The organism is Planococcus maitriensis (assembly GCF_003289925.1).
In the GTDB taxonomy this organism is placed as follows: domain Bacteria; phylum Bacillota; class Bacilli; order Bacillales_A; family Planococcaceae; genus Planococcus; species Planococcus maitriensis.
In genome coordinates this window covers 152,873-166,067 of the sequence record NZ_QLZQ01000004.1, presented here as the reverse complement: position 1 = coordinate 166,067, position 13,195 = coordinate 152,873, and the positions used below count along the sequence as shown (strand labels likewise).

Genomic DNA, 13,195 nt, shown 5'->3' with positions numbered 1-13,195 from the left:
TGTTGCATCATCTAAAGAAACACGCAGTGCTATTATATGGTTCAGACAACTACTGGTCTTGACAGTAGTTGTCTGAACCATGATTAATATCCGAAACAAACATATTGTCAGAGTTGTTTGCAAAGAGGATGCGCTATTTAATATAGAATATGGAGGTAAAAATGGGAAAACTAAAAAATGCTGTGTTGGATTTAGAAATTAGTAATGAAACATTGAAGGATTTTAAAATATCAGTGATGAACAAAATTAATTTTAAGCGTGAGAGTATAAATATGGAGTTTGAAGATAACGAGATGCATTATGGCGAGTCTGCTGTAGAGGCATATTCTACAATGTTCGAGTTTCCAGCACTATTAGTAGTAGAGGTTTTAAGTGAACTTGGTTACTCGAAAGATACTTTGACTATAAAAACGCGTGAGGAATATAGCGGACCTCACTTACTAGGGAGCTATATGTACTACGAAGTTGATGAAGTGTGGGATTTTATTGAAGGGTTAGAAGGAAAAGACTTTCTAATAACCGTTTTATTAATTTCTTCAAGTAACTCCGATTGGCAAAGTATAACTTCAATCACTCAGTTAATAATTAAGGAATTGTATAACTATAAAATTAAAATAAATCATCGGAATCCTACAGTTTTTATAGCAATGTCTTTTGGTAATAAAATGCAAAATGCTAGAGAAACAATTGTGAGAGTTATTAAAGAATATGGATATGAAGCCGTTTTAATAGATATGAAAGAACATAACAATCAAATAGTTCCAGAGATATTTAATGAAATAGAGAATTCAAGTTTTGTAGTGGGTGATTTAACTGAGCAAAAAAGAGGGGTGTATTTAGAAGTTGGTTATGCGATGGCAAAAGATAAACAAGTAATATTAACAGTAAAAAAAGAAGATTTTAATGAAAATCATTTTGATGTAAGTCAAATTAATACTATTATTTGGGATGCTGAAATTGAATTAGAGAGGAGACTGCGGTCGAGAATCAAAGCTATGCACTTGCAAAATTTTTAGTTAACACATAATTAATAACCAAAAGAAAGAATTAAAATCACCTAAATTATTTTAATTAAATGCTAAGAAATTCTTAGGGAATAATTTCATATAAATTTAAACTTAAGAGTAATGCTGATAATTTTTTTAGAAATCATATTTTGGTCGATGAGGCTTTAAAAATTAAGTCAAATTCATTAAAAAATGTCTTTCCGAAAAAAGCGGAAAGACATTTTTTTAGAAAACTATAATTATTACTTAAAACTTAAATTTACCAGTCTAGTGTAGAAAGTTTATTTTAAAACTGAGGAGTTGAAAATGTTAAATAATTCATTAAACACCTTTTTATTTATAATCTTGAATAGCTGCTAGTAATAGTTCTCTTGATTTAGAAACATCATGGGTTTTTAACTGCTTAGCTACACTTTGCTCGCCTCGTGCTGTTACATGCGCTTCATTATTCAAATCAAATATATCTATTGTATTTTTAGCTTTATTCGTTATAGGTTTATAAATAATACCACTTAAAGTATCGTCGAGGGTAAGTTTATAATGATCGTATACATTATCAAAATAAGGATGAACGATATTGAAAGTGCAATTTCTATAATTAATATTTTTACTAATAATGGTATCTTTTCTTCCTTTTTTAACTGGACTATTGCATAGATGGCAAGCTAAAACTAAATTATGTGCTGTAAATGTAAATTCAGTATGACGCGGATACACTGCGCCACCTTTAGGCGCAATGTGTTCTATTTCTGCACCACTCGTGATATTAAAGGGTTGTGAACAATAAGCGCACTTTTCCCCTTGGTTAAAAAGAAGAATTTTTTTGATGTGAGACTTTAAATCTTTAATTTGTGGAGATTTTTTGTCCCAGGTGCCACCAGGAAATGGTCTTAATTTACGAAGAGTTTTCTTATGTGCTTTAGTATATCTTAATCTATCTTTTATTTGCACTAACATTTTCAACATACTCCTTCCCCTCGGTTATTAGTGTTTTTAAAGGGTCGGCGGCGTCAATTTGAAGACTTTCTAGTTTCTTTAATAATTTTTCAATACTTTCAATATCTTTAGATTCGGTTTCAATAAAACTAATTAATTTCCTCAAATCTTGTTCGAAATAATAATTCCTTGTAGTTCTTACACCAAAGATATTATAAAGGATATTTTCGGCTGACCAAGCATAAGTATCCATATCTAATAATTTCGCTTCTCTAATTAAACCTTTTTCTAAATTTTCGATTGTAATATGCACTATTGACGAAGAATCTTGTTTTAAATCAGATATAAGATAATGGGAATGTGTTGCTATAAGGAAATGACAAGATGCATAATCATTAAATAATCTTTTTAAGATACTGATGTACTTCATCTGCCAATTTGGATGTAAACTTAACTCAGGCTCATCAATAAAAATGATAGAAGACTGTCTTATCTCAGCAGCCAAATTAATCAACGTGAATAATAAATGCTTTTCTCCAGAACTAGCATATTCAAAATCAAATTCGTCAAACTTCAAAAGTAGTAATTCAGGAGATTTGAGTAATTGAAGTTCTACTAACATATTTAAATAAGTGAATTTTTCCTCCTGATCTGTCCAGTTTGAATCTCCTTTCAAGTCGATGTTTATTATCATATTGGAAGAAACATCGGTATCGTTTTTATTTAATTTCACTTGCGTATTGATAAATTTAACTAAATTAGAGATAGATTCTTGGGAATACTTGCTTATAGCATCTGATCTGAAATAATTCTTCTTTTTTAAAGCATTAACTTTAGCATTTAGATAATTATTGCTTGTTTTTCTAAGAAAAAGAGTTTTATTTACGGGTACAAAATTTAACCTGATTTCCGGTTCGAAATTTAAAAACCGTAATATTTCAAGAACTTTTCTCGAAAATTCATGATCGTGCAAATTTAAAATTAAACTATTAGTAATCTTTTTTACTAAAGTAGTTGTCCAAGTTGCATTAGAAGTTCTTCTTACACCGATATAAGAATAAGCATCATCGTTATTTTGGTCTGGAGAAGAGAAAGTGAATTTATCGTTAATCATGAATGAAACAGCTAAAATATTATTTGGTAGGAGAACATTGGACAAATCTATAGGCACTTTATCTTGTTTAAATTTTACTTGATTTTTGAATATTTCTAAATCGAATGTTGAATTATTAAGTTGATAGGAAAGCCGGTAATAATCGTATCTGAATTTTGATTCTTTTTTTCTTTTTAGGTTATTTAAGCCTCTAAAGATTTCACTAATTACAGTCAAAAGGTGACTTTTCCCAGATCCATTTTCCCCGATTACAATGGTTGTAAGTGGTTCTGTCCGATTATCATTTTCTTCTGAGAAGTTGACATCGAATAAAGTTTTGGTTTTATGTTTAATAAAAAGATATTTTAAAGTGAAATTATCCATACTATCTATCCTATCCTTTACATTTTTATTTAATGATTCAATTATACCGTTTCATTAATTTAACACTAGAAATAGTTAACTATATGTTGAAAAAAGTCAATATTCTCTAGTTACACGAAATTTTTGATGTGTAAAATTGAGAATATTTAGTGTTTTATAAAAAAGTAAATTAATAAGTTTTTATAATGATGGTAAATGCATTGAAAGAGAGGAGGTAGCAAAGTAAACAAAATCTTAGATCAAAAATGAATGAGACGTTCGAGTTGCATAAAAGTTCGCCAAATTGCTGAAGTCAAACGAGAATGTAGACGATCGTCTGAAACTTGTCTTAGAGCTCGCCCCCCTTACACGGAGAAAACCGCATCGTATTGATTGGAATTCAAACCGGCTTCTAAGCAAAACACTACGAAAAACACATGGCTTTTCACAAATATGAAAGTAATTGATGACTGGCAGGACAACAGCCAAGTGGCTGATATGATGACGAGATTGTACGAAGATCCGAAGCTGCAAGAAGTGCTGCGGATTATTGAGATGATTAGCTTGGAGAAATTGGATAATCAGAAGGAGTCGAAATGGCGCTGACGTAAATACAGATTATTCAATTGCGTAATGGAGCGATTAGCTAGCTCAATTAAAAGAATGGTAGTAGTTGAAAGACATCCGCATATGTGGATGTCTTTTTATTTGAGCATGCGTTTAAATATTATTTTTCACAAAAATGTAGCGCTAATAATAAGAGGATAAACTAACAAAAATCGTTGTATTTGTCACTTTATATAATAAATTTTTCAGAATATTATATTTAGAATGAAAACCAATATGTTACAATTAATACATAAATATAACTATTAGTAATAATTATTGTGAACCAAATAACACATATTATAAATTCACTTCAGTAACAAATACTCAAATGGGTGGTGAAATTATGAAGGTTGAGGAGTATCTTAATTATACAGAATTAAAAATTTCCAAGTATTTCAAGGAAATTAGAATAGTTAGTGAAGCAAACCTTCCCCATGACGAATATATAAAAATCTTAAATAATTTCAATGAAATCTTGAAGCATGATATTGATCATCAAACCAATACTATTAATTTTATTTGGACTCTAGCTCCTCGAACTGCTTTACTATTGACCGTGAATTATGCAATTTATAATTACGATGGGAATTTTTGGGGGAATTTCAAAAAAGATGTTTCCTTAAAGAAAGATCATGAATGGAAAATTAGGTTTCTTCGACAACTTGAATTTGAAAAGTTAGAACTTTTTAATAGAGAAAACGGTCAAAAATACGTTGAAAATATATTGGGGCATGCGGGGATTCCTAAACATAATATAGCGGGGTTTATTAAAAATGTTATTGATCCAGCTGCAAGTTTTGATTTAACGGTAGACGAAGTAATTGAATCTGTTAAAAAGGAAAAGAATTACGGTTCTATCGTAAAAACGTATGGCTTGTATAAAAGTGTAAAGGACTTTATAAAGCTGGACAATGCTGTATCTAATAGCCTAATCTCTCGGTGCATTGAAGTTTGGAGAGAGCAAGACAGACCTTTCACCGAAAAGTATAAAAATTACTTGCCCGACCATATTCTTGAAGAATTTGAAGCATACGCGTCTAAGGAAATTGCTACAAAAATTCAGCAGACCAAGCAGCATCGATTAGCTAGGCCCGTACTAAGTTATTCAACACAGTATCAAAACATCTTTATTAAATTACCGATTCAGAGGTTCAGCGATAAGTTATATGAGCAAGTTGAATGGAGGTTAATTTCAGGCAATACTTCCATTAATGTACCAACAAAAAGATATATATCTAAAGAAGAGCAAGAATATATTGTTGATGATAAGAATGGTGAGCATCCACTCAAACCATTAAATGATTATACTGTGCATCTTCTAATCGACGGGGAAGTTAAGGGAGAGTGGAGTTTTTATCTGGATCGAGTGACGGTATTCGATACTGTTAGCTATGAACAACTCAATAAAAACTATTTATCTAACTCCAATGTGTTATTAATCGTACATGAAAGTGAGTATAAGAATGTTGAGAATGGCAAGAATCATTACCTGATAAGACCATTGTTTAATCAATGGCAGGGATACTATGAAATAGATTTGTATTTGGAGAAACCAGATGTTTTTGAGTTTTCCAATACTGCACTAACACTAAACCCAATGCGCAATCTAATTGAAATTGAAGGTGCTAGAGTTGAGGATGTAAAAGCCCAAACTGATGTTTATACGGACAAACCTTTGATTAAAATCAATACAGCTATCTTTTCAATAAATGAAGATATTTCAAAATGGAGTATAAAGTTGCATCATGAGTTTTCGAAAAAAACAATTTGGAAAAGCTTGAGTGAGTTGAAATTTACAAAAGCAGTAGGTGAAATAAAAATTGACTTTTTAACTCTATTCAACGAAAGAGAAGAACCGTTTGGGAGATATTCATTAAGTTTGACTGGTATGTTAGGTCATGATCAATCAGTAGACTTCATTTATATATCAAGAAAGGATTTCTCGTTCGCTATTCATGAACAAAACATAAGGGTACTAACTTCACCGTCTACTGATTTCACCATCCCTACAATTTTTAATATTGAGAAAAAGAGTGAAATAGAAAGTTCATTTAAACTTCCAAACCATCCTGATTTCGTTCGAGGGAACGTTTTAAATCTCCAGACAAAAGAAAAACTAGATTTCAAAATCTACTCAAGTAAAGTTTCATGTGAACTTGTTACTGATGTTGGCGCACAAAAACTAGGTGAAACTTTTAACTCCAATGAATTCGATTTTGAGCATTCTCATGTCTTGCTGGATTTAGAGAATCCTTCTCTATTAAATGATGGAAAGTCTATAGAAGTAACGTTAAGAGAAAGGTTAAAAACTGGCGAAGTTGCCCAGAAAAAATTTAGTTGTAGAGTTGGTAGAAAGCATATTTTGAATTTAAATTATTTCGAAGGCCTGCACCAGACCAACGGGAGAAGAACAATTGGTATGTATATATCAGAGTTGAATGTAACAGAAAAAGTAGTGACTGTAGAAACTGAATGGATAATAAAGTCGGTGAGAACTCCAAACTCAAATGAAGGTTTTTTGAGTTTTGAATGTTCTTTCCAACCAAAAAAATTAAAAGCCCGTCTTTGGTCTTTCGATTGCACAAAAGAACTTATCGGTGAATATGAGATAAATCATCCTGCTAATTCACTTCAGCTCACTAAAGAAATGCTGCCGGATGGTTACTATATTTTTGAGTTGAATGAAGTAGAAGAAGATGATTTTTTTGATATTTTTGAGGAGGTAGTTTATCCACACTCTTTGGGTTCCCACAGGAAGTTCATAAAAGTAGAGAGAACAGTTGCAGTTCCTTCATTTGTTCAATGGCTTCTTTTACTTGAGAGTGATGGAGAAGAAAAAGAATGGGAATTACCTGAACTAGAAAAGCTTTTGAAATTCATCTGGAACCATGAATCTATAATAGAATCTTTGTTACTAGAAGACTATTCTTCGTGCTGTGATTTCGGTCTTCAAAACATAGATCTTCTGCTAGAAATTATTAAGAAAAAGCAGAATGAGGAGTTTACCTCATTCATTTGCAAAGTAGCAGGATATCAAGAATGGGATCCCGCTTCTTTTAAAGTCGCAATGCAAAACCAATTGGAAAAAAAGAACCTCTCAGCAGAATACACTCCAGTAAAAATAAGCTTGCTCAGTTCGTTTTCACGTCGAGAAAGAGCTCTCAGTTATCAGAGGAAAATAAAAAAAGCACAGTTCTTCAAAGGGTTCAGTCTACATCATGAGTATTTATCTTTTTTCGACAAAATTGATAATGATGAATTGCATCGATTAAAAATTGAAGATTTTTATGAAATACACAAAGACACTTTGGATGGTTTGTTTGTTTCATTAAAAAAACTTGAACTTATTTCAAGCGAAAACATTAATCTGCTTAATACAAGAAGAATCACGTCAGATAAAGATGTATATGACTTATATAGTTTTCCTTTCTATATAGGATTATCCGCCTTAGCTTGTGCATTGATAATTGAACATGAAAGTAAAATGGAGACAGAAACATTATTGGCTTTAAGACAAGCAATTCCAGCTTTATACGATGTTGCGGAAGGTTGGTATCTACATGACCTTGTGTATTGGAAAGACAAATTGGTGAGTGATCAGAAGACTTCAATAATTTTACGGGAAAGGAAACTACAATATGAGCATCCATCCTTTGCATGGAAAAGATAGAATTGATAATGATTACAGAGATTATTTAGCTACGACTTTTCCAATTAATGACGAAGAAATAGAGAATGCATTTTCGAAAGAGCTTAGGAAAGAGAATCTCCTATCAAAAGGACCGTTTCTAGAAGTCACGCCACCTTACAAAAAGGGAGCGTCTATCGCTGACTTGGTTAAGGAAAAAGTTTTGTCCAAAGAATTTTTAACACTGAATCAAGAAGAAATGCCTGCCAATCGTCCATTATATACACATCAAGAAAAAGCTATCAGAAAAGCTAAGGGGAAAAAGAATTTCGTTGTTGCAACTGGCACAGGAAGTGGTAAAACTGAGTCTTTCATGATGCCAATATTAAACGATCTCTTTTTTGAAGATGAACTTAAAGGGCTACAACCAGGGGTTAGAGCTCTTTTCGTTTATCCGATGAATGCGTTGGCTAATGATCAGATGAAAAGACTGAGGTCGCTACTAAAGAATACCCCAGAAATCACTTTTGGTAGATATACAGGGGAAACTGAACAATTAGAAAGCAAAGCCCTGGATAAATTTAAACAACAAAACCCTGGAATAGAAAAGCTGCCTAATGAAATTCTTTCCCGGAACGAGATGAGAAATAACCCTCCACATATCTTAGTGACAAATTACGCAATGCTGGAATATTTGTTGCTAAGGCCAACGGATACGGCGTTTTTTGACGGTCCGTACTCGGATGATTGGAAGTTTATAGTGTTGGATGAAGTGCACTCTTATAACGGGGCAAATGGTATTGAAATAGGGATGCTGCTAAGACGGCTGAAGGATCGAATTTTAAAACATAGATCATTTAGAGGGAGCCTTCAATGCATTGCGACTAGTGCTACGTTGGGATCAGGAGCAGAAGCAAAACAAAAAGTTCTTAAGTTTGCAGAGAATATCTTTGATGAACCTTTTCACTTTAAATCTGAAAAAGATAACGACCTAATTGAGTCAGAAAGAATTGATTATCGAGACGAACATGATTTATTATATCGTCCTAACTGGCCTGTTTACTCTTATTTATTGGAGTTGAAGGAGAAAGAGCAATTAAATGATGAGGATATTCTGAAATTGAATCAGTATGGAATTAAACATGCGAATTCCATGCTAGTAAATGAAAGAGATACTAATACATTTCTATATGATTTTCTAAGCGCTGATGAAAATTTATTTAATCTTAGAGATTTATTGAAAAAGAAACCGCAAGATTTAAATGCTTTATTAAATCGCCTTATGGCAATCCAAGCGAAATTTGGAGATGTCAAAGTGGAAGAAATCCGTCAAGGTTTGATAAATTTGGTTGATATTGCTGGAGGTGTTTCTCCAAAAGATTCTCAAGAACCTCTACTGCCGGCAAGGTACCATGTTTTTGTTCGGGCAATAGAGGGTTGTTATCTTAAGTTGTACCCTAAATATGAGGTGTCTTTGCAAGCGAAAAAAGTTGATGAAAAGACAAATCATCCTTTCTTCGAAATGGGTGTTTGCTCAAATTGTGGACAGGTCCACCTTATCGGTGAAGAAGAAGAAGGAAAACTGGTACAGCGCAAACAATCTCAAATTATAGATGAAAAAATAACTTATACAGCTTATATGATTAAAGAGAACGAGAAAGAATTGGCAGTTGATGAAGACGAAGAGGAGTTGACTGAAGAAGATAAAGAAGCCTATGAAATGTGTCCGTGTTGCGCAAGCATTTGGCAGAAAGGGGACGATTCAACTTCCTGTTGCCGAGAGCGAGAAGTTACCAATCCGAATCTTATAACGCTTGTAAAAGAACCAATTAAAATCTCAGGACATTCGTCTTGTAATCACTGTGGAAAAAAGAAGCAGAATCCAATAAAGCTGTTTTTGAGCGGAAGTGATGGGCCTGCTGCAATTTTAACAACATCTCTATACCAGCAGTTAGTATTAGATTCAAAAAAGAAAATCAAAAATGAAAATGTCACAAGCAAAAGCGATCTTTTTGGAGACTTATTTTCAGAAGAATTAACTAGTGCTAGTTTTAAAGAAGTTACCGAAGACAAATATGAGCCCCAAAAATTACTCGTATTTTCCGATTCGCGGCAAGAAGCTGCCTTTTTCGCTCCTTATTTAGAATATACGTATGAACGTGATTTATGGCGGTCTATCTTATATAAAACGATTGGGAAGTACGATGAAAAAGAACCGGTCAGTTTAAAGACATGGGCAACGGACGCATACAGTGAAGCTTTGAAGTGGGATGTATTTACTCCCGAAATGGATAAAGAAGAACGAAAAACAATTGCGGAAGAATATATTATGTCTGAATTCATTAAAGGGAATGTAAGGATTTCTCTAGAAGGTACAGGGTTAATTTCATATCAATTGGATTTACCGGACAAAATTGAATCAAAGCTAGAAGCACTTGCTCAAAGGTTGAACTTTGACTCTGGACAGGAACTAAAGATAACCTTGCAGGTCTTATTAAGTACATTAAGACATAAAAATGCAGTAACGCATCTCGAACGAAGCAAATTCAACTCTGATCGAATGAAGCCAATAAACTTCGAATACTCTATTAATAAAGATGCAACTGACAATAAAGGCTATGTGAGTGCGTGGATACCGAAGCGCTCTAATATAAGACTCGATTATTTGAAGAAAATTGCAATTCAAAAAGGTATGGATGAAGAAGCTGCTAATCAAGCTGCAAGAGAGCAACTTTCAAAGTTATGGGAGTTAATAAACTTGCCAGTCTTTTATGAAAGTTTCTTTAAAAGTAAAAACGGAAATAATCTCTTGCAGCAAAGTATATGGCGCGTTCGTAAAAATCAACCGATTTTTCAGTGTAGTGATTGCAAAGCAATAACTGCCTATAATGTTAAAAATGTTTGTATGACCAACGGATGTGCGGGTTCTTTGAAACCAGTTGAAAGCAACTCGCTTAAATCTCATTACATTAATCAATACAATAATTTAGTACCCGTAAAAATGAGCGTAAAAGAGCATACGGCTCAATTGTCGCCAGAAAATGCATCACACTACCAAGAGAAGTTTGTTAATGGGGACATTAATGTATTAAGTTGTTCGACTACCTTTGAAATGGGGGTTGATGTTGGTGGTTTAGAAGCAGTTTTTTTGAGAAATGTACCACCAGAAACTGCTAATTACATTCAACGGGCGGGTCGGGCTGGACGAAGAAAAGCTTCTGTTGCATTTGTTTTAACTTTTGCTCAAAGAAAATCCCATGACTTAACGTATTATCAAGATCCTGAAAATATTATTGCAGGGGTAATTAAGCCGCCTGTTTTGAAAATGGATAACTCGAAAATAATTAAACGCCATTTGAATTCGCTTGTGCTATCAAGTTTCTTTAGAGAAAATGATGACTTATTTGGAAAAGTTGCCGATTTCTTTTTAGATTCAATGACAATAAAATCCGGACCTAAAAGATTGAACCAATTTGTTAGAGATATGCCTATTCGCTTACAAGAATCTGTTCAAAAAGTTGTGCCTAATTATGAGCAACTTCAATATCATCCTGAATTCATTTCTTGGAAAAATGATCTTATTTTAGAAGAAACAAGTTTATTGAAGAAAATTTCTAAACTGTATTATCAAGATTTAGAAGAATTGAAAAAAATAAAAGAAGAAGATTTTAAAGCTAATAGAAGTACGGATAGATTAAATAGGGTCATGACTAGAATTCAAAATGAAGGGCTCATCAGCTTTTTATCTACCTCGAACTTCATTCCGAAATATGGTTTTCCAGTAGATGTGGTAGAAATGGTTATTACTCAAACAGAGAAGGATGATATTAGATTAAGTAGGGATTTATCGATGGCGATCGGAGAATACGCCCCAGGGTCTCAAATTGTGGCGAATGGTACTATTTACGAAAGCACAGGCATCAGGAAAGTAAAAGGATTTGAGCTCCCTACACTGTATTATATTGAATGTAAAAACTGTAAATCCTATAAGGTTATCGAACGGCTAAATCCTAATTATCGTACTCTAACAGCTCAATGCGAGACATGTGAAGAAGTTAGTGAAGTTCATAAAATGATTATTCCTAAATTTGGATTTAATGCAAAACGTGTAGAAAAGGCAAGTGATAGGAAACCAGCGAGAGAGAATCGTTCAAGAGTGTTCTTTTCTGAGTATTTTTATTCAGATGAAGAAGAAGTAAAGCAGCATCAACAAGAGTCAGAACAAGAAAGAACGTTCAGTTTAAAAGGACAGGAAGTGCGGATTAAATATTCACCTTATGGTAAGTTATCCGTCATTAGTAAAGGACGTAGCGGACAAGGTTATAAAATATGCAACTCATGTGGTTCAATGATCGGCACAAAAGATTCTAGACACAGAAACCAGATGAACAAGATATGTGAGGGCACCATAGATAAAAAGTCTATTCATTTAGGACATGAGTTTATAAGCGATATCTTGGAAGTTGAATTCGTCAACAGTACACCTGCACCCGAGCTGTGGGATTCGTTACTTTACGCACTTTTAAACGGAATAAGTATTGCGTTAGGCATCAATCGACGAGATATTGATGGATGTATCCGCTACAATCATTTAGCTACCCCTACATTGGTCTTATTCGATAAAGTTCCGGGAGGAGCAGGGTATATGAATGAAGTGTTTGCTCAGTTGGAAAAAGTGATAGAGTCTGCAAAGGAACTTGTGAGTTCTTGCCAATGCGGCAAGGAAACTAGTTGCTATGGTTGTTTGAAGGACTATTCAAACCAATATTGTCACGACACTTTGTCTCGTGGGATGGTGGAAGAGTACTTAAGCAAGTTAGTGAAATGAAGTAGGTGCCTTATTTTTGTGGAGACATATTCATTGAGGTGAGATTATGAATGGCGAAATCTATTTAATAAGAACTACTGCTGAAAAAATTGTACCTGCCATTTGTTTGAAGCAAGAAAAAAGTATTTATAGTTTTTCTCAAATCAGAAGTTCAAGCAAAGAAGAGGAAATTAACCCCCTTTTTCAAAACGACATAAAAGAAAGTTCTATTCAGAGTATCAAAGCAAAGACTAAGAGAAAAATGATAAAAGCAGAAGAAGGAAAAAATGCTAAGAAGATAAGAGTAGATTCAGTTTATATTGGCCATCCAGCAGGTCTAAAGTCTCCGTCAATTGTGATGATAAAGAAAATACATCACATAAAAAAAGAAGCTATAATTAAATATTTAGCGAAAATAGAGGTTGAGGACTTCCGAAAGTGTAATGAAGTTTATAGTGAAATAAACAGAATTAGTGACTTGCATGAAAAGTTGCATAAAATTAAAAAGAAGATACTATTAGCGCAGTTCAATAATGAAAAATATGGAGAGTTAGAAAAACAGAGAGATCAAATTTTAAAAGAAATAGGATATACTAAAAATCCCTTGTTTAAAAAAGAGAAGAAACCTTTTTTAAACTTCCGAGAAGTTCCTGATAAGGGTCGTATAAAAGTGTATAAGGGTGGACGATAAAAAAACTTTATTTAATGTAATTGAAGAAGATCGGGTTCTCTCAAATCAAAAAATTAACAGC

At 33.2% G+C, this 13,195-nt stretch carries 7 protein-coding genes; 5 read left to right on the top strand and 2 right to left on the bottom strand.

Annotation, left to right across the window (positions count from 1 at the left end):
* Positions 1-161 precede the first annotated feature (161 nt).
* The gene (locus tag DP119_RS10955) at positions 162-1,016 is read left to right on the top strand and encodes a hypothetical protein (protein ID WP_112233211.1); all 855 of its coding nucleotides are present in this window, start codon (positions 162-164) and stop codon (positions 1,014-1,016) included.
* 324 nt (positions 1,017-1,340) lie between these two features.
* Here the strand turns inward: DP119_RS10955 and DP119_RS10950 are convergent, their stop codons facing one another.
* Together DP119_RS10950 and DP119_RS10945 are read right to left on the bottom strand one after the other, a co-directional pair.
* Complete coding sequence (locus tag DP119_RS10950) at positions 1,341-1,973, bottom strand: HNH endonuclease family protein (protein WP_112233210.1); 633 nt, start codon at positions 1,971-1,973, stop codon at positions 1,341-1,343.
* On the bottom strand, positions 1,942-3,420 hold the full coding sequence (locus DP119_RS10945) for an AAA family ATPase (protein ID WP_112233209.1): 1,479 nt from the start codon (positions 3,418-3,420) through the stop codon (positions 1,942-1,944). The genes DP119_RS10950 and DP119_RS10945 overlap by 32 nt, the downstream gene beginning before the upstream one ends.
* A gap of 432 nt (positions 3,421-3,852) precedes the next feature.
* On the opposite strand from DP119_RS10945, the gene DP119_RS15855 reads away from it, so the two are divergent.
* The 4 genes from DP119_RS15855 (at position 3,853) to DP119_RS10925 (ending at position 13,134) form a co-directional block, all read left to right on the top strand.
* On the top strand, positions 3,853-4,005 hold the full coding sequence (locus DP119_RS15855; protein ID WP_167399220.1) for a hypothetical protein: 153 nt from the start codon (positions 3,853-3,855) through the stop codon (positions 4,003-4,005).
* Positions 4,006-4,351: 346 nt separating this feature from the next.
* Positions 4,352-7,678: a hypothetical protein gene (locus tag DP119_RS10935; protein WP_112233207.1), complete on the top strand. Its 3,327-nt coding sequence runs from the start codon at positions 4,352-4,354 to the stop codon at positions 7,676-7,678.
* Positions 7,647-12,464, top strand: coding sequence for a DEAD/DEAH box helicase (locus DP119_RS10930; RefSeq protein ID WP_112233206.1), 4,818 nt, complete (start codon positions 7,647-7,649; stop codon positions 12,462-12,464). Before DP119_RS10935 ends, DP119_RS10930 begins: the two co-directional genes overlap by 32 nt.
* A gap of 46 nt (positions 12,465-12,510) precedes the next feature.
* Entirely contained in the window at positions 12,511-13,134 is a 624-nt protein-coding gene (locus tag DP119_RS10925; RefSeq protein WP_112233205.1) for a hypothetical protein, read from the top strand.
* Positions 13,135-13,195: the final 61 nt, after the last annotated feature.

Bases quoted from the DNA above. Each gene is read 5' to 3' on its own strand.
- DP119_RS10955 (WP_112233211.1), top strand. From the start codon at position 162: ATGGGAAAACTAAAAAATGCTGTGTTGGATTTAGAAATTAGTAATGAA.
- DP119_RS10950 (WP_112233210.1), bottom strand. From the start codon at position 1,973: ATGTTGAAAATGTTAGTGCAAATAAAAGATAGATTAAGATATACTAAA.
- DP119_RS10945 (WP_112233209.1), bottom strand. From the start codon at position 3,420: ATGGATAATTTCACTTTAAAATATCTTTTTATTAAACATAAAACCAAA.
- DP119_RS15855 (WP_167399220.1), top strand. From the start codon at position 3,853: ATGAAAGTAATTGATGACTGGCAGGACAACAGCCAAGTGGCTGATATG.
- DP119_RS10935 (WP_112233207.1), top strand. From the start codon at position 4,352: ATGAAGGTTGAGGAGTATCTTAATTATACAGAATTAAAAATTTCCAAG.
- DP119_RS10930 (WP_112233206.1), top strand. From the start codon at position 7,647: ATGAGCATCCATCCTTTGCATGGAAAAGATAGAATTGATAATGATTAC.
- DP119_RS10925 (WP_112233205.1), top strand. From the start codon at position 12,511: ATGAATGGCGAAATCTATTTAATAAGAACTACTGCTGAAAAAATTGTA.